The sequence below is a fragment of the Pseudoneobacillus rhizolycopersici genome, assembly GCF_054786815.1.
This window is the reverse complement of record NZ_JBTOOE010000002.1, coordinates 274491-297214: the sequence shown is the minus strand read 5'-3', so window position 1 is coordinate 297214 and position 22724 is coordinate 274491. Positions and strand designations below refer to the sequence as shown.

At 35.6% G+C, this 22724-nt stretch carries 24 protein-coding genes, 1 pseudogene and 1 riboswitch; of the genes and pseudogenes, 5 read left to right on the top strand and 20 right to left on the bottom strand.

Annotated features, from left to right (window positions below; genetic code table 11):
- Positions 1-29 precede the first annotated feature (29 nt).
- The 5 genes from ACX9YW_RS04150 to ACX9YW_RS04130 all read right to left on the bottom strand — a co-directional run bounded on the left by ACX9YW_RS04150 (position 30) and on the right by ACX9YW_RS04130 (position 4110).
- Positions 30-1307, bottom strand: a complete 1278-nt coding sequence (locus ACX9YW_RS04150) for a Glu/Leu/Phe/Val family dehydrogenase (protein WP_460342166.1) — start codon at positions 1305-1307, stop codon at positions 30-32.
- Between the two features lie 225 nt (positions 1308-1532).
- Positions 1533-2117 carry a genetic competence negative regulator gene (locus ACX9YW_RS04145; protein ID WP_460342163.1) on the bottom strand — a complete coding sequence of 195 codons (585 nt, stop codon included), beginning with the start codon at positions 2115-2117 and terminating at the stop codon, positions 1533-1535.
- A 162-nt stretch (positions 2118-2279) separates the two neighbouring features.
- Positions 2280-3044, bottom strand: coding sequence for a metallophosphoesterase (locus tag ACX9YW_RS04140; RefSeq protein WP_460342160.1), 765 nt, complete (start codon positions 3042-3044; stop codon positions 2280-2282).
- Positions 3045-3064: 20 nt separating this feature from the next.
- Entirely contained in the window at positions 3065-3427 is a 363-nt protein-coding gene (locus tag ACX9YW_RS04135; protein ID WP_460342157.1) for a hypothetical protein, read from the bottom strand.
- 50 nt (positions 3428-3477) lie between these two features.
- Entirely contained in the window at positions 3478-4110 is a 633-nt protein-coding gene (locus tag ACX9YW_RS04130; protein WP_460342154.1) for a CBS domain-containing protein, read from the bottom strand.
- 149 nt (positions 4111-4259) lie between these two features.
- On the opposite strand from ACX9YW_RS04130, the gene ACX9YW_RS04125 reads away from it, so the two are divergent.
- From ACX9YW_RS04125 to ACX9YW_RS04115, 3 genes are read left to right on the top strand one after another with little or no spacing between them, the layout of a single operon-like run.
- The gene (locus ACX9YW_RS04125) at positions 4260-4487 is read left to right on the top strand and encodes a spore coat associated protein CotJA (protein ID WP_460342151.1); all 228 of its coding nucleotides are present in this window, start codon (positions 4260-4262) and stop codon (positions 4485-4487) included.
- The gene (locus ACX9YW_RS04120) at positions 4487-4747 is read left to right on the top strand and encodes a spore coat protein CotJB (RefSeq protein WP_460342148.1); all 261 of its coding nucleotides are present in this window, start codon (positions 4487-4489) and stop codon (positions 4745-4747) included. Before ACX9YW_RS04125 ends, ACX9YW_RS04120 begins: the two co-directional genes overlap by 1 nt.
- A gap of 34 nt (positions 4748-4781) precedes the next feature.
- A complete protein-coding gene (locus ACX9YW_RS04115; protein WP_460342146.1) occupies positions 4782-5351 on the top strand; it encodes a manganese catalase family protein in 570 nt (189 codons plus the stop codon).
- 33 nt (positions 5352-5384) lie between these two features.
- Here the strand turns inward: ACX9YW_RS04115 and ACX9YW_RS04110 are convergent, their stop codons facing one another.
- From ACX9YW_RS04110 to ACX9YW_RS04090, 5 genes are all read right to left on the bottom strand, one after another.
- Positions 5385-5843 carry a DUF2663 family protein gene (locus tag ACX9YW_RS04110; protein ID WP_460342356.1) on the bottom strand — a complete coding sequence of 153 codons (459 nt, stop codon included), beginning with the start codon at positions 5841-5843 and terminating at the stop codon, positions 5385-5387.
- An 84-nt stretch (positions 5844-5927) separates the two neighbouring features.
- A complete protein-coding gene (locus ACX9YW_RS04105) occupies positions 5928-6614 on the bottom strand; it encodes a LysM peptidoglycan-binding domain-containing protein (protein ID WP_460342143.1) in 687 nt (228 codons plus the stop codon).
- 6 nt (positions 6615-6620) lie between these two features.
- On the bottom strand, positions 6621-7211 hold the full coding sequence (locus ACX9YW_RS04100; protein ID WP_460342141.1) for a CPBP family intramembrane glutamic endopeptidase: 591 nt from the start codon (positions 7209-7211) through the stop codon (positions 6621-6623).
- The gene (locus ACX9YW_RS04095) at positions 7204-8727 is read right to left on the bottom strand and encodes a RecQ family ATP-dependent DNA helicase (RefSeq protein ID WP_460342138.1); all 1524 of its coding nucleotides are present in this window, start codon (positions 8725-8727) and stop codon (positions 7204-7206) included. The genes ACX9YW_RS04100 and ACX9YW_RS04095 overlap by 8 nt, the downstream gene beginning before the upstream one ends.
- Positions 8724-9782: a YpbB family protein gene (locus ACX9YW_RS04090; RefSeq protein WP_460342135.1), complete on the bottom strand. Its 1059-nt coding sequence runs from the start codon at positions 9780-9782 to the stop codon at positions 8724-8726. Before ACX9YW_RS04090 ends, ACX9YW_RS04095 begins: the two co-directional genes overlap by 4 nt.
- A 282-nt stretch (positions 9783-10064) precedes the next feature.
- Here ACX9YW_RS04090 and ACX9YW_RS04085 point away from each other — a divergent pair, with 282 nt between their 5' ends.
- Positions 10065-10313 (top strand): 4Fe-4S domain-containing protein, encoded by a 249-nt coding sequence (locus ACX9YW_RS04085; RefSeq protein ID WP_460342131.1) that lies wholly within the window; start codon positions 10065-10067, stop codon positions 10311-10313.
- Between the two features lie 177 nt (positions 10314-10490).
- Here ACX9YW_RS04085 and ACX9YW_RS04080 read toward each other — a convergent pair whose 3' ends face one another.
- Entirely contained in the window at positions 10491-11069 is a 579-nt protein-coding gene (locus ACX9YW_RS04080; RefSeq protein WP_460342128.1) for an ECF transporter S component, read from the bottom strand.
- Between the two features lie 158 nt (positions 11070-11227).
- A riboswitch (FMN riboswitch) is annotated at positions 11228-11357 on the bottom strand.
- 122 nt (positions 11358-11479) lie between these two features.
- Positions 11480-12229, bottom strand: coding sequence for a peptidoglycan DD-metalloendopeptidase family protein (locus ACX9YW_RS04075; protein WP_460342125.1), 750 nt, complete (start codon positions 12227-12229; stop codon positions 11480-11482).
- Between the two features lie 417 nt (positions 12230-12646).
- On the opposite strand from ACX9YW_RS04075, the pseudogene ACX9YW_RS04070 reads away from it, so the two are divergent.
- Positions 12647-13610, top strand: a pseudogene (locus ACX9YW_RS04070) (transposase).
- 277 nt (positions 13611-13887) lie between these two features.
- Here the strand turns inward: ACX9YW_RS04070 and ACX9YW_RS04065 are convergent.
- The 8 genes from ACX9YW_RS04065 to rluB form a co-directional block, all read right to left on the bottom strand.
- Complete coding sequence (locus ACX9YW_RS04065; protein ID WP_460342122.1) at positions 13888-15066, bottom strand: RsiX family anti-sigma factor; 1179 nt, start codon at positions 15064-15066, stop codon at positions 13888-13890.
- On the bottom strand, positions 15041-15613 hold the full coding sequence (sigX, locus tag ACX9YW_RS04060; protein WP_460342119.1) for an RNA polymerase sigma factor SigX: 573 nt from the start codon (positions 15611-15613) through the stop codon (positions 15041-15043). Before sigX ends, ACX9YW_RS04065 begins: the two co-directional genes overlap by 26 nt.
- A gap of 169 nt (positions 15614-15782) precedes the next feature.
- A complete protein-coding gene (locus tag ACX9YW_RS04055; protein WP_460342116.1) occupies positions 15783-17573 on the bottom strand; it encodes an ATP-binding protein in 1791 nt (596 codons plus the stop codon).
- Complete coding sequence (locus ACX9YW_RS04050) at positions 17570-18286, bottom strand: response regulator transcription factor (protein WP_460342113.1); 717 nt, start codon at positions 18284-18286, stop codon at positions 17570-17572. The genes ACX9YW_RS04055 and ACX9YW_RS04050 overlap by 4 nt, the downstream gene beginning before the upstream one ends.
- Positions 18287-18426: 140 nt before the next feature.
- Positions 18427-19614 (bottom strand): c-type cytochrome biogenesis protein CcsB, encoded by a 1188-nt coding sequence (gene ccsB, locus ACX9YW_RS04045; RefSeq protein ID WP_460342110.1) that lies wholly within the window; start codon positions 19612-19614, stop codon positions 18427-18429.
- A 3-nt stretch (positions 19615-19617) separates the two neighbouring features.
- Complete coding sequence (locus ACX9YW_RS04040) at positions 19618-21246, bottom strand: cytochrome c biogenesis ResB family protein (protein ID WP_460342107.1); 1629 nt, start codon at positions 21244-21246, stop codon at positions 19618-19620.
- 42 nt (positions 21247-21288) lie between these two features.
- Positions 21289-21813, bottom strand: coding sequence for a thiol-disulfide oxidoreductase ResA (gene resA, locus ACX9YW_RS04035; protein ID WP_460342104.1), 525 nt, complete (start codon positions 21811-21813; stop codon positions 21289-21291).
- Positions 21814-21901: 88 nt separating this feature from the next.
- Complete coding sequence (gene rluB / locus ACX9YW_RS04030; protein WP_460342101.1) at positions 21902-22627, bottom strand: 23S rRNA pseudouridine(2605) synthase RluB; 726 nt, start codon at positions 22625-22627, stop codon at positions 21902-21904.
- Between the last annotated feature and the right edge of the window lie 97 nt (positions 22628-22724).

Below are 22724 nucleotides of genomic sequence, written 5' to 3'. Positions count from 1 at the left end.
GATTCCTTAATTCAATTAAGAAGCATCTGTTAAATCCAACCTCTAAACTTGCTCGCTTCTGCCATCTTGCGTACTCCTACCATATAGGCGGCTAGACGCATATCTACTTTTCGGCTTTGGGAGGTTTCGTAAATGTTATTAAAGGATTTGACCATTACCTTTTCTAACTTTTCTTCAACTTCCTCTTCTGACCAGTAATAACCCTGGTTATTCTGTACCCATTCAAAGTATGAAACAGTTACTCCTCCTGCTGAAGCAAGGACATCAGGTACCAATAGAATTCCTCTGTCTGTAAGAATCTGAGTTGCTTCCAGTGTTGTTGGCCCGTTTGCTGCTTCCACAACAATGCTAGCTCGGATATTATGAGCATTTTCTTCTGTAATTTGATTTTCAATAGCCGCAGGTACTAGAATATCACAATCTAATTCAAGCAACTCTTTATTTGTGATCGTATTGTCGAATAGTTTTGTTACCGTACCAAAACTATCACGGCGATCAAGTAGATAATCAATATCTAAACCATTAGGATCATACAGAGCTCCATATGCATCCGAGATTCCAACTACCTTAGCACCTGCATCGTGCATAAATTTGGATAAATAACTGCCTGCATTTCCAAATCCCTGAACAACTACACGCGCACCTGTAAGTTCGATTCCACGCTTTTTAGCAGCTTCATGAATACAAATAGTTACACCTTTTGCTGTTGCCGATTCCCGACCGTGTGAACCACCTAAAACAAGCGGCTTTCCGGTAATAAATCCTGGGGAATTAAATTCATCGATTCTGCTGTATTCATCCATCATCCAAGCCATAATTTGTGAATTTGTAAATACATCAGGTGCAGGAATATCTTTTGTTGGTCCTACGATTTGGCTAATAGCACGAACATATTCACGACTTAACCTCTCTAATTCACGGAATGACATATCTCGTGGATCACATATAATTCCACCCTTACCACCACCGTATGGCAAATCAACTATTCCACATTTAAGACTCATCCAAATAGAAAGAGCTTTCACTTCTTTTTCAGTAACGTTTGGATGAAAACGAATTCCGCCTTTTGTAGGACCTACGGAATCATTGTGTTGTGCTCGGTACCCAGTAAATACCTTAACAGTCCCATCATCCATTCGTACAGGGATTTTCACCGTTAACATTCGCAGAGGTTCTTTCAGAAGCTCGTACATTTCTTCAGAATACCCAAGCTTTTCCAATGCTTTATGAATGACAGTTTGAGTTGATTTTAGAACATCATGTTTATCTTCATTTAGTTTATGATTAGCACCCGTATCGGCTACCATTTGTAAACCTCCCAAATCACTAATACGGTTTCGAAACCGCTTCCATGACATAGTATACACCTTTGTTTTTTTTATGCAAGAGAAATTAAACGACTCAGCATTATTGAATATTATATGTAATTTGTATTGGTATAGATAGTAGAAAGAAGAAACTATAAGTATAAAATAAATAAAAATCATTCATTTCATAAAAAACAGAGGTGAAGCTCACCTCACTTTTATCATCTATTTAAAATAATGATTGATTGTTTCAATTGCATTTGCGTTCATAATCTCTTTTCCGTATTCCTTTAAAATATGGATACTGACTAATGACGGTTGGCCATATTCTGATAATATACAGCCCAGCTTCTCCAATTCCAGAAACCCAGTCGAGTTAAAATGAAGATAATATTTTTTATCCTTTAAGAATAAACTTCCATCCAATACATTTAAGGATACTAAACGTTTTGAAAGCTGAATGATCTCTTCTAAATCGGTAAATTCAAATACAATATCCTCACAGTCACCAAGAGTCACCTGCATTTCAATAAAACCTTCTGCATGGAAATGGTCCTCTTCAATCTCATCATTTTCCATTGTGATAATCATGATCATTCCTTGTGTTTGAAGAGAAAATACCTCTACTGCAACTTGACCGCGTATATCAACCCCAAACTCATCAGAAGCTTCATCCAACATTTCATGAAAAAGCTGATGCCATTTGTTTGAGTCTATCCAAATATCCTCATTTGAGATTCCCCGATCAAATAAATCGTCAGAACTAAGGGAGACTTTAATTTTATTCATCGTAATTCGCTCTAAGCGCATGTTAATGCCTCCTGAAGACAATACTCTTCACTGCTAAGAATTTGCCATTTTCGAAATTATGTGCGGAAGAAAAAGCTTTTAGTCTTTTTTACAGTGTATGCTTAGCTTAGGAGGATGGTGAATTGTCTACCTTTCCATCATTATCCATTATTATTGACTTGATTATTTTCTTTTAAGTTTAATTAAATGTGTTTCTGCACTTGCTCCTAGACGAAGAGGAATGGCAGTAGTACCATATCCATTGCTCGTTAGCAAAATGGTATGCTCCAGTATTTTAATGCCACCTTTTTCATATGGGCTATATCCAAGTATATGAATTTGACCTCCATGTGTATGTCCAGCTAATACAAGACGAATATTTTGCTCGGGAGTTATTTTAGTTGTGATTCGTGGGTCATGTGAAACTAGAATTCTAAACCCTTCTTCTCCAGCATCCTCTAAAGCCCAATCTAATCTGTCCCGCTTTTTGTTCATGTCATCAATTCCCAACACTATCAGCTTTTCCCCTTCTGCAGATTCAAAAGTTACTGCTGTATTATCGAGAATTTTTACACCTTTTTTTATTAACAACCCATCAAGTTCATGATATTCCATTTCATAATCATTATTTCCCCAAACAAAGTATACGGGTCCTAACTCTTTTAGTAGGTTTAAGTTATGCTCTATTCTTGTAAATGGAACTCCCTTTTCAGTTAAATCTCCACCGATAATCACTAAGTCAATTTTCTCATTAATCTTAGAAATTAATTTTCTTGGGATTTTTCGGCGATGGATATCTGATATAAAAAAAATCGAAACTTCCCCAAAGGTCTCTGGGAAATCGGAAAATTCAATAACGTTTAGGACTACTTTGTTACGGAAAGCTTCTTTTACCATATATAAAATAATCCCAATAATTAAAATGATGGCAATTACAATAAACTCCATTTTTCCTCCTAAACCTGTCATTAGATTTTTATATTTGTCATCATACCATAGACGATAGAAAAACTGAAAAATAACACCATTTGCCAAAAGCCAATAGATAATAAAAACAAGGCTATTATCATAAACAGAATCGCAGGAATAAAGGAATGATAGGGACCATTTTTATTACGTTTTACTTTTAAGCTAAATATAGTGTTTTTTAAAAAAATTCCATTTGAAATAAACCCGAGGAAAAAGGTAAATGCTGAAGCGACCACTTCAATCGGATTTAGGACAGATTCTAATAAAAAATCGTAGAAAGTACAGTGGTCAGGAGTAGGTAACCAATGAATGTACAAATAAGAATTAATAAAGGACCCGATTAATAACAAAAATATTGGCAAAAAAATCCCTCCCATATATATGTATGAGAGGGATTTTTTTTATTTCCTAGTTATACTTCTTCTATATTTAAAATTCTAAAACCGGATTCTTCCAATCTCTTGATAAATTTATCAATATTATCTTTCTTTTCGATTTTCATTACAATTCTACGAACAAGCTTGTCTGTTTCATCAAATGTCACTAACGAAATGATATGTTCATGGAATTGATGAGCGATCTCCGACAAACGAGCAATTCTTCCTTCCGTCTCAACAGAAGTAAAGGCTATTCTTATTCCAGGACGATTCATTCCGAACGCACTTTGGAATTGCTCAATGACATCGAATCGAGTAACGATTCCTAGAAATTTCATATTTGTTCCCACAACAGCTAGCAATGGGAAATCCTTTAAATCAACTAGCGTATTTTCAAACATCTCACTACCTTCAAGATACTTATCCTGATTTTTGGCAATATCTTTTACCAATGTTGATTCAAGATATTCATCCTTTGATTGGTTAGACTTAAAATAGTTTTCATAAATGCCGAATCTTGTGACTACCCCAACGTACTGTTCCCCATTTAAAACTGGAAGGCCATCGATAGATTTTTCCTCCAATTTTAATAGTGCATTTTTTAGGGGCTCATCTGCTTGAATTGTGACACAATAATGTTTCGGAAGCATAATACTTTTTACAAACATTTTATCACCTCATCCGTTTAATTACTCACTTACTATATTCTCTATAGAATGGAAAAACACCTTCTTTTTTCCTGCAACATAAACTTTTGACATAATTTTAAAGGAATAAACGTATATTTGAGTGATTGTTCTAATAAGGGAGGGCTATTATGTACACGCTTTATAAAACCTATACCCCATATACAAGTCCCTTTGACCCTTGTAAACCATTAGGAGCAAAAGTTTATTCCACACCACCTCACCTTTATATCGGTTTCCAACCACCAAACCTACCACAATTTACTCCTGAAGAGGCTTTACGAGCAGGGACACTTTGGAAAGCATTTTATGATCCGTATTTTAATCCTTATGAAAATAGGAAGGAGGAAAATGCGTAATGAAACAGTTACCTCCAGAATTTTACCCTTTAATGGAACAGCTTCAGTCAGTTGATTTTGTCCTTGTCGAATTAACATTGTATCTAGATACACATCCGGAAGACCTAGAAGCAATTAATCAATTTAATCATTACGCAAAAGAAAGAAAAAAGCTAAAGAAAGCGGTTGAAAGTATTTACGGCCCTCTTCAGCAATTTGGAAATAGCTTTTCCGGTTATCCATGGGATTGGAAAGATTCTCCATGGCCATGGCAACTTTAGAGATAGAGAAATAGTTAAGGGTAGGAGGAAACATATGTGGATTTATGAAAAAAAATTACAGTACCCAGTAAGGGTTAGCACCTGTAATCCCACGTTAGCGAAGTATTTAATTGAACAATACGGTGGTGCGGATGGGGAGTTAGCCGCAGCTTTACGTTATTTGAACCAACGATATACAATTCCTGATAAGGTGATAGGCTTATTAACTGATATTGGAACAGAGGAATTCGCACATTTAGAAATGATTGCCACCATGGTTTATAAATTAACGAAAGACGCAACTCCCGACCAGTTAAAGGCCGCTGGTTTAGGAGAACATTATGCCAATCATGATAGTGCCATCTTCTATCATAATGCCGCCGGTGTTCCATGGACAGCATCCTATATTGCAGCTAAAGGCGATCCTATTGCAGATTTGTATGAGGATATTGCCGCAGAGGAAAAAGCTCGGGCAACCTACCAATGGTTAATTAATTTAAGTGACGATCCTGATTTAAACGACGGTTTAAGATACCTCAGAGAAAGAGAAATTGTCCATTCCCAAAGATTTAGAGAAGCAGTTGAAATATTAAAAGATGAAAGAGGTAAAAGACAATTTTTTTAATCTGTATGGTTTGGTTCCAAATGGAACCAAACCTTACTTTTGCTCATGGTATAAATTTATATCATATTTTTTCTTCATTAATTCAAAAACAATATGTCGGCTCTTCCATTCCTCCTCCTTTTTCCAAAGGTCCTTACTTCGATCAACAATCTCACATCGTAAACCATGAAATTCCTTATCGAATTTATCTCGCTGCGTTTTAAGAATATTCATACCGAAAAAAGATCCTAATAAAAGAAGAAATACAAAAAGATTTTTATCCTGGCTTAAAAAATATGCAAAAACGTCCAAAAATGAAGATCCTGACCGAATGCTAATAAAATGATACAAGTACATTAAGAACCAGCCAGTGATGGCTAATGTCATAGTAATCGATAAATTATGGGCAAATTTATAGGTATCAAATTTCTTCTTTTTCTTTACAACATTTTTCAGCATTTGTTTAGTTGCCGGATCTGTATTTTCATCGAGTAAATCAATTGACTCTTCTATCAAATCCACTCATCCCCCTTCTTAAAATATCTCTTGTCCACATTATATGTTAAGAGCGAATTAGGAATGATTAGAAATAACAATCTATTTAGGAATTTTTAATACCTGTCCAACTTTTATTTCATTACCTTGTAAATGGTTTGCTTGTTGAATGATCTTTATACCCTCTTGCGAACGATAATAATTCATCGCAATCCTGAATAGAGTTTCATTGGCTTTTACGGTATGATAGATAAGATTTTCCGAGTTAGATTTTCCCTGATCAGTTTGTTTTACGGATCCCACTTTACTTCCTTCAATAGGTTGGTTTCCAATTGAGGTATCACTTCCGTTTAATTCCACTTCAACATAATCAGTGACAACTGGTTTAGGAAAGGTTTCATCATTATGTTCGCTAGGGTTAGAAGGGGATTGTGAAACTTCCTCCTTAACAGGTGTCTCCGTTTCTTCCACATCTTTATTTACATTTAAATTAATTTCTTCATAACCATCATTATCTTGAGTAGTCAGAGTTTCGTTTGTCTTTAGGATTTTAGTTCCAAGTGAATGATAGACACTAATGATTACGATTGGTAATAAAATAAAAAATAAGACTAATAATCGGATGACTGGAAATTTTATTTTCCACTTTGTCTTATTTTTTTTATTCCGATGGATATCTGCACGGCTTGGTAAAGCAGTGGATTCATACCCGATTCCCTCTTCTTTAATTTTTTCAATCTTTTGTCGTAATCTTTCAGCTTGATTATTTGGTGTGAATTCTTGGCTCATGAAAAATCACTTCCATTCCGACTTTTTGACTGTATTCTTTAAATAGATGCCAAGTACGCAATCTATTACAAAATGCATAGTAAATGTGACAGCCAGATTATTCGTATAAAGATAAATCAAACCAATCACAAAACTAAGAAAAATGATATTTAAAAATAAAAACCAATTATATAGGTAACGAAAATGAACAAATGCAAACACTAAACTAGCGATGAACAAACCAAATTGAGTTTGAATAATCCCACGAAATAGTAGTTCTTCACAGAAAGCAACTAGGAGTGCTATAAAGGCAATTTGTAAGTAACTTTTATTAGCAAAAATCCTTTCATTTAACCCACCATCATCATAAAAAGATTTCGGAAGCCTTTTAGTCAATATAATATCTATATTGACAACCACTAATCCAGCAACTCCCCCGATGGTTAAGATCCTTAAATCATTCCAGTTCATTAAGTTTGTAATAAATAAAACATCATGATAAATGAAAAAACCTAACAATAATGAGATCATTAAAATTATGAATTGGGTTGTGTATAAATGAAACATTAATTCTTTATCTGATAAATGTTTAATAATGTCTCGATATCGATTATTCATGGTTATCATCCCCCAACTGGTTAACTGCCGGGGATAATAGGCTGATTAATTGTGACACCCAGTCCCTTTTTATTTTTCCTTCAACGTTTACTTCTTTATTAGTAATAAATTCGTTAAGATTGATACCACAATAATCACAACAAGGCACTATACTATCGAATTTTAGATGTTCTCCAAAGTATTTTAATATTCCTAGTCTTCGACAATCAGCTTGAGTTATAAAATCCAGCATTTCATATATTTTCGTTATCTTAACTCTTTTTCTCAATTGAATAAATGATATTAATTCCAGCATGGTATCATTTAATGAGTTAGATATTTGAGATTTTGTCATAATAAATTCCTTAGTAAACCTCCACTGATTTTCAGTAAATCCACCATATTCCATTAATTCATCTGAAAGGCTAGTTATTTGATTATTATTACTCCGAGTTAATTCATCTGCCAACCATCTTATTTGCGATTCTGAAGGCAATTCTCCTTCTACTAGCTGCGAGGCAAGATACTCATCGCCTTTAGCATATAGGAGGATGGCAATACTTTGTTTACCATCTCTTCCTGCCCTGCCTATTTCCTGTAAATACGATTCTAATTGCAAGGGCAAATGATAATGAATAACGAAGCGAATATTTTTTTTATTTACTCCCATTCCAAAAGCGCTGGTCGCACAAATATAATCTAATTGTCCATAAATAAATTGCTGTTGTACAAGCATCCGTTCCTCATGGCTCATACCGCCATGATAAGCCATGACTTTTAAAATACCATTTTGTTTTAAAAAAGTTACCGTTTGTTCAGCGAGCTTTTTACTGGAGAAATAGACAATCCCAGGTCCTTGTAATCGCTGAAGATGAGACAATAGGGCCCGCTGTTTGGATGACATGTCGTCTATTTTATCAATCATTAACGCAATATTGGGCCGATCAACACTTGATTTATATAGATTACAATTCTCTATTCCAAGTATTGTTTTTATATCATTTACTACTTCAGGAGTTGCTGTTGCCGTTAATGCAAGTGTAAGTGGACATCCAAGCCGCTTTCTAGCCGTTCCAAGTTTAAAGTAATCAGTTCGAAACTCATATCCCCATTGTGAGATGCAGTGAGCTTCATCCACAACGAACAAATCTATTGGCAATTGGCAAATCCTTTGCATAATAAATTCAACCTGAAGCATTTCTGGGGAAACAAAGATAAATTTATAATTTTCAAGTGAATTTAACACAATGTTCTTTTCAATCGTTGTTAAAAATGAATTAATGGCAATAACACGTTTTTCTCCACTTACTTTCATTTGCTCGACCTGATCCTGCATAAGAGAAAGTAACGGAGAAATAATCAAAATATGGCCAGTAAGGAGATGGCCCATATACTGGTAACATAAAGATTTTCCAGTACCAGTTGGTAAAACCCCTACTGTATCTCGCTTATCTAATAAAGAAGAAATAATTTCTTTTTGTCCTGGCCTAAATTCTATAAACCCAAAATGTTCATATAGAAGTTTCTCAAGATTCAAATGACATCACCTAACCTTGCGAGAACCAAGCGGATTTGAAAGTAACTTACCTGCTCATTCAAATGATTTCGAATCAGTTTTAATTGTTTTGACCTTAGTTCTTTTATTGTTCGAACAATTATCTTTTCGGTATGTTTGTCAATAAACGAATCTAATGGAAATTCCGTATCCAATATGGCAATTTCAACAATATGATCCTCAATCGTACTCGATTTTAAATTTCGAATCGCGCTAATTTCCTCAACTGAATATCCTTTTTGCAAATATTGATAGGTATGGAAAGATGATTTTGTAATCGCTTTTGATGTTTGATTATTCGGTAATAAACTTTGAAGTATCGGATAATCGGTAATATTGTCAGAAATATTTTCAATCATAAAATGAAGATGATTTAAAAAAAGTAACTGATAATAATTATGGTCCATTCTTAACTCTTCAGACGCTTGGGCCGATGTTAGCCCGATATGCTTAAAACCGGTTAATCGGGTGATTAATATCTCGGGAAATAAATCATCTCCACCTTTTAAACAATGTAAAAGTTCCTGTATCAAACAATCGACTAGGTCCTCACGATTTCTTTTTAAATTAATTAATGTTTTTTTAACCCAAGTTGATGATTCAATATCATTGTAAATCGGTATGAAGGAAGACTCATAATTAATTAGGTTGGAGCAAACCTGAATAAATAAAGATAGCCTTTTCCAAAAATCCACTTGCTCGGAATGATGTTTCCAACCATTTAAATGTTTTGGAATTGGATGTTGGCTAATATTCTTATTTAAGTATGCAACACCATTAGATGTCAGTTTGAATTTTTCACCTTCTATATTATTAATTAAGTTATCTTGATGTAAGTCGTTAATTATATGATCAAAGTTTGTACGAGTTAAATTTGCATATGTTTGAAATAAAATGGCCAATTTAAATAAGTGAGCGTCTTGGATAGTTTGTGATGATTTTTTTCCTTTTAATAAATGATAAACAGAATAGATGGTTCTCTCACCATTTAACTTATCTAAACAAAATAGGATGATTAAATGAAGGTATTTTTCCATTCAGACGTTCACAACCGTTCAATTAAATATTTGAAATTAGTTTTACATCCAAGTCGACAAAATCCTACTTTTATTTTAACATGTTTAGCTTATTACAGGACAAAAAGGTGCCTAAAAAGGTAGTGATTCTTCCACGAAACCCTTATATGATAAGCATTCTCATTACATTTACTATTGAAAAGTTATGGATTCAGTTTTACAATAGGGTATGAGGAATGCGTTTCCATGATTTTCTCATGAAGCGTTTCATGAATCATTGTTTAAATATTGGGAGGTTTTTTCATGGCAAAGTACACTATTGTTGACAAAGAAACATGCATCGCATGTGGTGCATGTGGAGCAGCAGCTCCAGATATTTATGATTACGATGATGATGGCATTGCATTTGTAACACTTGATGATAATGCTGGTATCGTTGAAATTCCAGATGTTTTAATCGATGACATGATGGATGCATTTGAAGGCTGCCCAACTGATTCTATCAAAGTTGCAGATGAGCCATTCGACGGCAACCCTACGAAATTCGAATAATTCCTATTTGATTAATTACTTGCCCCTTCTAATGAAGGGGCTTATTTTTTTCAATGTGTAAATGGACGATGTTAATATAGCACCTGGTATTGGATCAAAAATCCACCAACTTACCCTCTCCAAATAAAAACACATCGGCCATTGGGAACCGATGCGTTCGATATTTATGATTTCTATTTATATTTTATAAGCAGCTTGTTTTCCAATCCAATTGTGCATACGAGTATAAATAATCATGAAGATAGCTGTGACAATTAATCCTTTAACGATATTAAAAGGAAGTATTCCACCGACTACCATCTGCTTCATTTCAGGATTAGACATCGCAGGCATATTTAAAAAGAAAGTATAGGCTGGTAAAATAACAAAATAATTTAACACGCTCATTAATACTGCCATCAAGATTGTCCCGCCTAAAAGAGCGAAGGTCATCCCTTTTTTTGACTTAAGCTGAACAAAAATAAAGTAGGTTGTTAAGACAAATGATGTTCCTGCGATGAAATTAGCAACATGCCCAACAGGTACACCCGTTGCACTACCTGTCATAAAATAATCTAGGGTGTTTTTAATCAGTTCGACTAGTACACCAGCCAGCGGGCCAAATATCAAAGCGGCGATAATAGCTGGAATGTCACTAAAATCAATCATCAAAAAGTTTGGAAATGGCGGCAGCGGAAAATTTAACAACATCAAAATGTACGATAAACTGCTCATCATCCCAATGGTAACAAATGCTCTTACTGAAAATCTTTTCATTTCTTCCTCTCTCCTTTTGTGATCATCTTCACAAAGAGAAAGGTCCAGCGAAAGGCGGCACAAATAAATAAACCTCAAGAATAAATTCTTGAGGGAAAATTTAAAGGCATGCCTAATAAACGTTTAAACAAACATTGTTTTTTAAACGTTCGCAGAACCTCCATCTTCTCCCATCCAGACTTTACTGTCGGCTTTGGAATCGCACCAAATCCTGCCTTACGGCTCGCGGGCTTAGAGATAAATCTCATCACCGCCGGTCGGGAATTTCACCCAGCCCCGAAGATAGATCTATTTTTTTATACGTTTATATTATAAATGAAATGATGGAATTTGTGAAGATTATTGCTTTGTTTATATTAGGGCCAAAAAAATAAGACTACCTATAGTATTTTGAGGGTAGTCTTTTCTCTTTATTTTGGTATATTTAAAGTTTGATTTTCATAAATCAATGTCGTTGATAGCGAATTTGCTTGTTGAATCGTTTCAATGGTTGTCGAATATTTTTGCGAAATAGACCATAAGGTTTCACCAGAGCGAACAATATGTTGTTTGGTTTCTAGTTTATTCATAATATTATCGTTGACTTGTTCTGATTCTCCAGTTTTTATGTTTTTTACTACTGATAAAGCTTGCTCATCAGATAAGGCTTGTACTATATTGCCAACAGCCATCTTCCCCAATACTATGCTGGGGTTAAGGGCATTCTCCTTATCGAAGGTCCATTCATTTTCATGAACTTCAAAATGAAGATGGACTCCATTAGATTCCCCGGTATTACCCATTCTACCGATAATTTCACCTTTTAGAATATTTTGTCCGACCTCTACATTACGCTTGTTTAAGTGTGCATATACGGTTTCCAAATTATTGTTGCTATGTTTGATAAATATGACATGTCCATAAGTATCTGAATAATAAGACTTTTTGACTTGTCCATCGTCTACTGCAAAAATCGGGGAATTTAGGTCCCCTGCAATATCAATTCCTTTATGATGCCCATACCTCGTTCCATATGTATCGGATATAATTCCGTCTGTCGGCCAGATCCAATCAATTGTTTCATCTAGGCTTTCGGCTTGTGGCTTTCCTCCAAAAAACAATAAACTTACGCAAAGAGCCACAATCCCTGCGATTAAAAACCGCTTTAAATAGTCAAGCATTCTCCATTGCTCCTCCTTCAACATTACTCCCTATCCACCATATGAACATTTATTGAAATTTAGAACCTCCGATTTAACAGATCATTTTAATGACACATTTCTTAGAATAGGCAGGAAAGTTGAATTTATACAAGAATTTGGTAAAAAAATTAAGCCTGATAAAATCAGGCTTTCAGACTGTAGACAAACTCGGAGAGTTTCGAGTGTGCTACAGTCTTTTTTCTATTAAAATAAATTTATACGCTAAAGAATCGTTGATTTCCGCGAAGGGCGAACGCTTTCCGCGGGGTGTGCCTTGAGCCTCCTCAGTCGCTATGCTCCCTGCGGGGTCTCAAGGCGCACACTAGTCCCGCAGGAGTCGTCGCCCTTCGCTCCAATCAACTAGTATCCTGAAAAAAAACTATGAGGTGACGTACCATGATGACCAAAAACCAATCCAATGAACGTGATCAATTAGAAATGCTGACTATAGACCAATTAGTTCCTGAAGATCATTTGGTACGTAAACTTGAGTCAGCCATTGATTTTTCGTTCATCTATCCCTTGGTTCAAAACCTTTATTCGGGGCTAGGTCGTCCAAGTATTGATCCTGTTGTTTTGTTTAAAATGGTATTCATTCAATACATATTTGGAATACGTTCCATGCGTCAAACTATTAAAGAAATTGAGACTAACATGGCATATCGCTGGTTTTTGGAATTTGGTTTCTATACGGAGGTCCCACATTTCTCTACCTTCGGTAAGAATTATGAACGTCGATATCATGAAACGGCGGTGTTCGAAGGTATCTTCTTTCATATTTTGAATGAGATTATAGACAAAGGGTTGCTGTCTGCTGACCATGTGTTCGTTGACTCCACACATGTAAAAGCGAGTGCTAATAAACGCAAGTATGATAAGAAACTAGTTCGTAAGGAAGCTCGTGCTTATGAAGAGAAACTCCAATTAGAACTTAATCTAGATCATGAGGAACACGGTAAAAAGCCATTTCCACCAGAGAAATTTGAAAAAGACGAATGGAAGGAAATTAAGGAAAGTACGACAGATCCTGAGAGTGGGTACTATGTAAAGGATGAACGAAACAAACAGTTTGCTTATTCGTTTCATACAGCTACCGATGAAAAGGGATTCGTGTTATCAACGTCATATTTGGGAATCCTATGTGGAAGACGCAGAGCATTTACGGCACACTGAAGAGATAAAACAGATATATGCTAAACGCAAAGAAACAATTGAACGTGTTATTGCAGATGCAAAGGAAAAGCATGGTATGCGATGGACAACCCTACGCGGGCTAAAAAACTTGTCTATGCAGGCGATGCTTACTTTTGCTGCTATGAATTTAAAGAAATTAGCGATTTGGACATGGAAAGTCGCTTAAAGTGAACTCATTAGCAGGTTTTTGAGTCATTATTAGCAGTACGCTAAGTTGATTGGAGCGGAAGGCGCTTGACTCCTGGGGGATTAGCGGTTCAGGCGAGACCCCGCAGGAGCGATAGCGACGAGGAGGCTCGGCGAACGCCCCCCGGAAAGCAAGCGCCTGGAGCGGAAATCAACGATTTCACCTGAAATTTCAATTAAAAATGACAAAAAGACATCGAGAGTGTGTATTCTCAATGCCTTTTGTCAACAATCTGAAAGCCTGATAAAATCAGGCTTTAATAATATACTTTATTTGGTGCAATAGGAACTTTTATTTCATTTTGTAAATTGAATCTTCCAATCTGTTGGACATTGGTATTCTCAAACTTAACCGCCTTGTAACCAAATTCCTTAGAAGTTAACAAAATTGCTTCGATAGCATAAATATTCTTGGGTTCTTCGGTAAATGGATAGCCATCAGCTACTTTGATGAGCAAAACATCACCTAAACTACTATCAATTTCAAAATTAAAATCGGCTGGAAGTGAGGGTTGGAGGCCATAAGCTTCATAACCAACCTTCATTGAGGATAGAGCAGATTCAATATCCGTAAAAGTATCAATTCCCGGTACGATAAATGGCGAATTTTGATTGTTAGGCTGAAAGACAAAATAAGAATGTTTTAATTCATTTTGTTTTGATAAATATTGTGTTTCTCCAGTATTTCCACCTACAATACCAGGGTTACCATTCGTACTGAAGGTTATTTTATCAAGATTATAATTCTGTAATAATCCCTTCATTGTATCAAAAAATAATACTTCACTAGCTGACCCTTCTAAATATCGATGGCCTTCCTTCACATCAACATTTAATGTCCGGTCATCAACCATTGTTAATTTCGCATTAAGTGGATAGTATTCCGTTAAACCCCATTGCTCTTCGGTTAATTTCCCTTGATAATCTAGGTAATGATCAAGCCATGATTTCCCGTCCTTTGGAACCATGATCGAAACCGGGACCAATAATTGAGCGTTTTGATCTGGGATGGTATAGGTGATAACATCTTGATCGACAAGTTCATCTTCGTAAAGAGCTGTTTCAAATGATGTAGACATAATCGAAATTCCTTGTTCTGCTCCAGATTTAGGTTCAATGTTATCTTTCACATCTGGAGCAATCTTTGCCATATTAAATTGTTCACCAGCATCCTCATGTGCTACATTAATTTCACTTTTTTGTTTTTCAGACGAATCCTGAAAGACCACTTGCCAAACCTGTGGCGCTAAAATAAATAATAATAAGGCAGCCGCTACGGAAGCGATAGAAGGAACAATCCAGGCCTTATTTTTACGTTTTTTTGCTTTTAAAGAAAGACTTTGATAGATGTCACGAGGATCGCGATGATCTTTCATTTTAGGCATTTGACGCAATAATTCTTCGAGTTCTTTATCGCTCCACTCTGACTTTTTCATCGATGCTTTCCTCCTTTCCAAGCAATTCTTCCATGTATTTCTTTAAGACTTTAAGGGCTCGATGCTGAGTGGTTTTTACTTTGCTCTCTGTCCAACCAAGTGCTTCAGCAGTTTCAGTTATGGAAAGCTCTTGAATATAGCGCATAATGATGACCATCTTTTGATCAACTGTACAGCTTTCTAAACCCTTATACATAATCTGAATTTCCTCACGTTGGAGTGCGATCTCTTCAGGAATTGGATATTCATCCTTTACCTGCCGTTCAGACCAATCAAATTTCTCAATAATTCTTTGTTTCCAGCCCTTTTGTTTTCTAAAGGAATCGATGGCAACATTTCTAGCAATTGAGAATAACCAAGTTTTCTCACTGCTTTTACCCTCAAAATGTTGGTATGATTTTAATACTCTAATGTAAACCTCTTGCATTAAATCTTCCGCCTGTTCCCTATTTCTCACCATGTAAAAAAGAAATTGAAAAACATCTTGGTGGTATTTTTCATAGAGTTCGTTAAAAACGGAGTCCACTATCTTCCCCTCCCCGTTCATTTAATTAGTCGATATTTGGATAGAAAAAGTTACACTATTTACTATAGACTTTTTCAAAATAAAAAGGAAGGTATTTTATGTAAAAACACCTTCCAAGTAAAAGACTATGAAATATCTATTGATAGAAATGTTTCCCGTGAATCAAGAATTTTCGGCATTTTTCTTTGTTTTATTCGTTTCGATGCGGAATGAAGAAGGAAAATGTCGTTCCTTGTCCTTGTTTACTTTGAACAGAGATATTTCCTTTATGGGCATCGACAATATTTTTGGCTATCGATAGGCCCAAACCTGTACCTGAACGTCCTCTCGTTCTCGCTTTATCAGCCTTATAAAAACGTTCGAAGACAAATGGTAAATCTTCCTCGGGAATACCAGAACCCGAATCCTTCACTTCAAATAAGATACCCTTTGTATCCGTCATTTCCGTTACTTCTACTTTTCCACCACTTGGAGTATGGCGAATCGCATTATCAATTAAATTCGTTAGGACTTGTTCAATTCTGTCTGGATCAATTGAGAAAAAATCATTTTCACTAGTCATAGAAAGAGTTAACTCAATTTCTCTTTCTTTTGCCAAGCCTTGAAATTTTCTAATGATCCGATCTAGGTATCGCGAAATTTCAACTTTATCGTAAGTAAGCAATAAATGTCCTGCTTCCATTCGCGCTAGGTCCAAAAGTTCATTGACTAATCGACCCATTCTTAGTGATTCATCATAGATAACCTTAGCCATCTCTTTTTTTTCTTCATTTGTTTGGGCAATATCATCTACAATTGCTTCACTATATCCTTGCAACATCGCAATTGGTGTCCGGAGCTCATGCGAAACATTGGCAATAAAGTCCTTTCTTAACTTATCCATCTGTCTCTCTTCTGTCATATCACGAATAACAGCTACAGCACCACGAATAAATTTATTATTGTAAAGCGGTGTCATAACAATATCCCAATATCTTCCTTGAAATGAGACTTCACTAGTTTGCTCTTGTTCCGTGCTAACAACAAGTTGAAATAATTCTTCCACTTTAGGTGGAAGGGATTCTGTTTTACCCGGAGAAGTCCCTTGTTCATAATACCAATTTTGCAAGAAACGTTCTGCAGGGGGATTTGTTATCAGAATTGTTCCATCCCGATTAAAGGTAATAACTCCATCCGCCATACTACTTAAAATACTTGATAATTGTTCTTTTTCCTGATTAAGTGCGTGGATATTAAATTTTAGTTGCCTACCCATTTGATTAAAGGCTGTTGCTAATTCGCCAATCTCATCATGAGTTAATATCGGAACCTTTGTATCAAATTTCCCCCTAGCTACTTCAAATGCCGCTTCCCGCATTTTCATAAGTGGTGCAGTTATTCTAGTAGATAAAAAGAATGCAAAAATTGTTGTTAGAATAATGGCAACTCCAGCTACTAACAGAATAAATTTTGTCGTATGATTGGAAGTTTGTTCAATTACTTCTAGTGATTGATAAATGAAGACTGCTCCGTAACTTGAATCTGATTTCTTATAGGGAACGCCAATGATAACATGATTAACCCTTTTATCGTCGCCTGAATCCGAAATAGGAAGAGGAGAGACTTTCTTTTCGACTTTTCCTTCCTTAATGACTTTGGATAACAAGGAATCATGCTCTATTTCGTTTAACAAAAGCCTTTCCTTTGCTTCTGTATTTGGTGAATAAAACAATTGATCCTCGTTTTCAACAATCAGTACCTTAGTCACCTCATCAATAAGATTCCAAGACACTTCAAGTCCTAGAGATAATTCTTCATCATCGTGTTCTTCTAATATTCCAGCAATTTTATTAGCCGTATTCAACAACCCTTTTTCGGTTGTATCAATATGGTAATTTTCAAAAAACTGCAAAAGCATCACAGTCAAAATGAACAAAATAAATGAAACAAGTAAAAGAATGGTAATCCAAAGTTTTCCTACTACACTTCTAAGGACGGTCATTCATTTACGACCTCAAACTTATAGCCCACTCCCCATACTGTTACAATCATTCTTGCGGCTTGTTCGGATACTTTATTAAGCTTTTCTCTTAAACGTTTTACATGTGTATCAACTGTTCTAAGATCACCAAAGAATTCATAATGCCAAACTTCTTTTAGTAATTGCTCGCGATCAAAAACCTTATCAGGAGCTTTTGCTAAGAAATACAGAAGTTCATATTCCTTTGGTGTCAAGCTAACCTCTTTTCCATCTGCCAATACACGATGTGCATCATTGTCTATGGTAAGATGAGGGAAAACTATAACATCTTTTGTAGATGTGTCTGTTTGTAAATAACTTGTTTGAGAGGAACGACGCAATAAAGCTTTTACGCGTAATACGACCTCGCGTGGGCTAAACGGTTTAACTATATAATCATCTGTACCAACCTCAAAACCTTGTACCCGGTTTACTTCCTCACCTTTTGCTGTCAACATAATCACAGGAGTTGCTTTCTTCTCCCTTAATTCACGGCAAACTTCTATTCCATCCTTACCAGGCATCATTAAATCCAACAGGATGACATCATAATCATTATTGATCGCTTTGGCTAATGCTTCGTTCCCATCTTCCGCTTCATCAATTTTATATTCTTCACGCTCTAAATACATTTTTAATAAGCGACGAATTCTTTCTTCATCATCTACAACAAGAATTTTCACGTCTTTTTCCATTAAAAATCCCCTCCATGCGGTAATTTTACAAAATAAGCAAACAATTTTCCATGCTTTTTCAGTTAAATATGTTGCAAATTTGGTAATTTATTTTGTTTTTTTGAAAAAAAGCCTTCTATTTAAAGAAGGCTTTATGTTTTCTATGATCCAGCATAGGAATGTAACCCGGCAATGACTAAGTTAACTGCTACTAAGTTAAACATAATGATAACAAATCCAATAACAGCGAGCCACGCTGATTTTTCACCATGCCATCCTTTTGATAGCCTTAAATGTAAGAAGGCTGCGTAAAATAACCATGTAATTAGTGCCCATACTTCTTTAGGGTCCCAGCCCCAAAATCGGGTCCATGCTATTTGCGCCCATATCATTGCGAAAATAAGTGCTCCCAATGTAAATACCGGAAAACCAATTAATACAGAACGATAGCTGATTTCATCGACTAAATCTAAATTAATATTTTTGACCAATGGCTGCAATGCAGCAGCAATTCTTTTTCTTAATATTAATCTAAATAAGAGATATAATACTAAACCTGAGAATAATGACCAGATCACTGTATTTAATTTTTTTGCATTAATAATAGCTGGCATTTCAATAATTGGCTCCAATGCCCCGTCTGTTTTCAACTCCCAATTGTGAGGCCCGGTAATGGCTGGCATATGATATTCTTCTACGGTTTCTTTACCGCTCTTATCAGTCCAGGTAAATTCTACTTTATAATCCATTGCCGAAAACGTAGTGGCTGTCACTACAAAGCCTAAAGTGGCAATTAATCCATATAGTACTATCTCTAACCACAGTGTTCGTTTACTTGATTTTGATTGGTCAACAAATTTCACCAAATAAATAAGACCTGCGGCAAAGCTTATTGCCAAAATTGCTTCTCCTAATGCTGCTGTAGTGACATGAATATGTAACCAATCACTCTGTAATGCAGGAATTAACGGAGAAATTTCACGCGGGAACATACTCGCATATGCAATGATTAATATAGCAACTGGTAGTGTAAACAAGCCAAGTAAAGGAGTTTTATAAATAAAATGAATCACAATAAATGACCCTACCAATGCCATTCCAAAGAAAGTCGTAAACTCAAATAAATTACTTACAGGTGCATGCCCTGCGGCAATCCACCGAGTAATAAAGTATCCTACTTGAGAAATAAATCCGATTATAGTGAGAAATGTAGCAATTTTCCCCCAAGCGTTTGTTTGTTTCTTTTCTCCACCTGGTTTCTTTGCTTTAATTGCCCCACCGTAAAACAATGTTGCAACTAAATACAGAATAAAGGCAATATATAATAGATTTGAACTTAAAGATACCAAACGTTAGACCCCCTGCTCATTTTTCTCATTGATTAATTGGTCCTCTGGCTCTTCTAGCTTCGTACCTTCAATGATTTGACTAATTTCTCTTTTTATACCATGCCAATTTTTATTAGTGTGTGCTGCCATCCATGTTTTCCCATCAGTTTGTTGAATCCAAATTCGACGATGATTCCAATACGCCCCTTGAATAACGCCTACCATAAAGATAAATCCACCAAGTGCCAAGATCCACAGAGTTAAATCTTTTCTGACCGTTAACCCTGCGACATTTGTTGTATCCACACCGCTAAATGCCATTTTATAAAGATTTTCCCCTTGCGTTTCAATTGTTTGTTGGATCGCAACGAAACTCATTTCGCCATCAGGAACTTCTGGAGATCGAATGTTAAAAACAAACGCTGGATTATTTGGAACCCTTGATTTAGTAGAGGGTTCATGATTTTCATCAAAAGCAAAATCTGGGAAATAGCTTTTAAGTTCAACTTTATAGCCTTCTCCTAAATCATAGACTTTTTCCGGTTCATATAAATTAATTGTAATATCCCCTACTGATTGATTCGTTGCTTTTTTTGTTAATTTAAAAGACATTTTGCTTAATTCATTTAATCGGTAATCAACTTGATAAACAGCAAAATTTTCAAATTTCAAAGGCTTATTTACTTGTATTGGAAAATCTTTTACTTTTTCTAACTGTGGTTTTTCTCCAGGTAAAGTGTCGCCAACCTTTTGAAATAAAGTAACATCGGATTGGTAATTTTTTACTACCATTCCTACACGGTCTAGTGCTTCACCAAAAGCTTCATTATCCTTTTCTTTATCATAGATATCTAAGATAAATTTTTCATTTGATAAATAATACTCCCCTTTAGTACCGGGAATAACTTTTGTTTCACCTTCCTTAATCCAGAGAACTTTATCTACATACATCCCAGGAACAAAACGAAGCATTGCTCCAAATAAAAAAATAATCAACCCCACATGGTTAACATAAGGGCCCCATCTTGAGAATCTGCCTTTTTCAGCAAGTAGATTCCCATTTTCCTCGCGGACCTTATAACGTTTTCTGATTAACTTCTGCTTCATCTGGGCAATTTCATCATTGCTTAATGAGGGAGATTCACCAAAGACACGTTGACGCTTGATAAAACCCTCATGTCTTGTTACACGTTGTTGTTTTAAGGCTTTATAAAGCGGTACGACCCGATCTAAACTACAGATCACAAGGGAAATACCTATAGATGCAATTAATATTAAATACCACCAAGAGCTATAAAGATTATGGAAACCTAGTTGATAATATACTTTACCAAACCACCCATACTGTTCTTGATAATATTCAGAAGCTAACATCGTTGGAGGTATGTACATTTCCTGGGGTAAAATCGTCCCCAATGCTGAAGCGGCTAAGGTAATTACAATTAACCAGACTCCAACTTTTACTGAGGAAAAAAAATTCCATACTTTATCAACGATTGTTTTATTATACGTTTGGGACCTGCGGGCACTTCCTTCATAACGCATGTCCAGCAGTTGTTTTTCATCGTGTTCATTTGTCACTTTTCCACACGCTTCACAAAAAATGGTTCCATGTGGATTCACATGTCCGCATTCACATTTTACCTCTTTCATAGCAAAAACTCCTGTTTCTAGAAAGTTTAGATTCTGTTTTCTCTAAGGCTGAATTTGTCTCATGAAATCATCAACCATAGATTGAGTTAATGAGCCCGTGTGGATTTTTACAACCTTACCGTCTGGATTAATTAAAAAAGTGACCGGTAAAGGGTTAACATTATAGGCTGTTTGAACTTGTTGATCCTTATCGATCATATTGGTAAAATCTAATTTTTTACGCTCAACATATTTTGTTACAGCAACGTCCGATTCCCCAATATTTACAGCTAACACCTGGACACCCTTGTCTTTAAAATGATGGTAACTATTATTTATATAGGGCATTTCTTTTTCACAAGGTTTGCACCAAGTACCCCAAAAATTTAAAAACACCCCTTGCCCCCTATAATCGGACAACTGATGTTTCTGACCGTTTAAATCAACTAAGACAAAATCAGGTGCTTCGGAGCCCACCTTTAAGGCAGACACTTTATCCTTTGTAAAATTGGCATATAATGTATAGCCGACAGCGCTTAGCAAAAGAACAAGAATAATGGATCTCATAATTAGACGATTTTTCTTCATATGTATCCCCCCTAGGTAAAAACACATCTAATATTATATCATTTATTAATATCCTCACATTGTTTTCCTATTTGTAAATGTGACAGTTCTATGAACTTTTTGATGCTAATGTTCGCAATTGTTTGACTTCATGTGGAGTGAGCTCTCTTATTTCACCGGTACTTAGACCCTGTAAGGTTAAAAAACCATATTTTTCTCTTTTTAATTTCATGACTTCATGTCCAATTGCTTGAAACATTCTCCGAACTTGACGATTTCTGCCTTCATGAATAGTGATTTCAATTATGGCCGTTTGCTTTTTCTTGTCTAAAGATAATAATTTTGTTTTCGCAGGAGCTGTGATTCCATCTTCAAGTTGAATCCCCTTTTCTAATTTTCGCAACATCTCTCTTGAAGGGATACCTTTTACCTTTGCCACATACGTTTTATCAATTTCATGTCGTGGATGTGTCAAAAGATGTGCAAATTCTCCATCGTTTGTAACGATAAGGAGCCCTGAAGTGTCATAGTCAAGCCGGCCAACAGGATAAATTCTCTTTTCAGTAAAAGTAAAAAAATCCGTGACGACCTTTCTACCTTTTTCATCCTTTACACTCGAAATAACTCCTCTTGGCTTGTAAAACAAATAATAAACAGGCTCCTCTCTTTCGAGTGGAATTTCGTTAACCTCTACTTTATCGTTAGAGGAAACCTTCAAGCCCAGTTCTTTTACAACTTTCCCATTTACCTTTACTCTACCTTCTTTAATCCATTCTTCTGCTTTTCTTCTCGACGCTACACCTGCATGTGCAATTACCTTTTGCAGTCTTTCCATCTATTTCACCTCTGTCAATATCAAAAAAATCAATCGCAATTTTACTTTTTACTTCATATGAATTATGACATAAGTTGTCACATTTTCAAAGAAGTGT

What these genes read in the sequence shown, in the direction of transcription:
- ACX9YW_RS04150 (WP_460342166.1), bottom strand. Translation starts at nt 1,307, where the DNA reads ATGGTAGCCGATACGGGTGCTAATCATAAACTAAATGAAGATAAACAT.
- ACX9YW_RS04145 (WP_460342163.1), bottom strand. Translation starts at nt 2,117, where the DNA reads ATGCGCTTAGAGCGAATTACGATGAATAAAATTAAAGTCTCCCTTAGT.
- ACX9YW_RS04140 (WP_460342160.1), bottom strand. Translation starts at nt 3,044, where the DNA reads ATGGAGTTTATTGTAATTGCCATCATTTTAATTATTGGGATTATTTTA.
- ACX9YW_RS04130 (WP_460342154.1), bottom strand. Translation starts at nt 4,110, where the DNA reads ATGTTTGTAAAAAGTATTATGCTTCCGAAACATTATTGTGTCACAATT.
- ACX9YW_RS04125 (WP_460342151.1), top strand. Translation starts at nt 4,260, where the DNA reads ATGTACACGCTTTATAAAACCTATACCCCATATACAAGTCCCTTTGAC.
- ACX9YW_RS04120 (WP_460342148.1), top strand. Translation starts at nt 4,487, where the DNA reads ATGAAACAGTTACCTCCAGAATTTTACCCTTTAATGGAACAGCTTCAG.
- ACX9YW_RS04115 (WP_460342146.1), top strand. Translation starts at nt 4,782, where the DNA reads ATGTGGATTTATGAAAAAAAATTACAGTACCCAGTAAGGGTTAGCACC.
- ACX9YW_RS04105 (WP_460342143.1), bottom strand. Translation starts at nt 6,614, where the DNA reads ATGAGCCAAGAATTCACACCAAATAATCAAGCTGAAAGATTACGACAA.
- ACX9YW_RS04100 (WP_460342141.1), bottom strand. Translation starts at nt 7,211, where the DNA reads ATGAATAATCGATATCGAGACATTATTAAACATTTATCAGATAAAGAA.
- ACX9YW_RS04090 (WP_460342135.1), bottom strand. Translation starts at nt 9,782, where the DNA reads ATGGAAAAATACCTTCATTTAATCATCCTATTTTGTTTAGATAAGTTA.
- ACX9YW_RS04085 (WP_460342131.1), top strand. Translation starts at nt 10,065, where the DNA reads ATGGCAAAGTACACTATTGTTGACAAAGAAACATGCATCGCATGTGGT.
- ACX9YW_RS04080 (WP_460342128.1), bottom strand. Translation starts at nt 11,069, where the DNA reads ATGAAAAGATTTTCAGTAAGAGCATTTGTTACCATTGGGATGATGAGC.
- ACX9YW_RS04075 (WP_460342125.1), bottom strand. Translation starts at nt 12,229, where the DNA reads ATGCTTGACTATTTAAAGCGGTTTTTAATCGCAGGGATTGTGGCTCTT.
- ACX9YW_RS04065 (WP_460342122.1), bottom strand. Translation starts at nt 15,066, where the DNA reads ATGAAAAAGTCAGAGTGGAGCGATAAAGAACTCGAAGAATTATTGCGT.
- sigX (WP_460342119.1), bottom strand. Translation starts at nt 15,613, where the DNA reads ATGAACGGGGAGGGGAAGATAGTGGACTCCGTTTTTAACGAACTCTAT.
- ACX9YW_RS04055 (WP_460342116.1), bottom strand. Translation starts at nt 17,573, where the DNA reads ATGACCGTCCTTAGAAGTGTAGTAGGAAAACTTTGGATTACCATTCTT.
- ACX9YW_RS04050 (WP_460342113.1), bottom strand. Translation starts at nt 18,286, where the DNA reads ATGGAAAAAGACGTGAAAATTCTTGTTGTAGATGATGAAGAAAGAATT.
- ACX9YW_RS04040 (WP_460342107.1), bottom strand. Translation starts at nt 21,246, where the DNA reads ATGAAAGAGGTAAAATGTGAATGCGGACATGTGAATCCACATGGAACC.
- resA (WP_460342104.1), bottom strand. Translation starts at nt 21,813, where the DNA reads ATGAAGAAAAATCGTCTAATTATGAGATCCATTATTCTTGTTCTTTTG.
- rluB (WP_460342101.1), bottom strand. Translation starts at nt 22,627, where the DNA reads ATGGAAAGACTGCAAAAGGTAATTGCACATGCAGGTGTAGCGTCGAGA.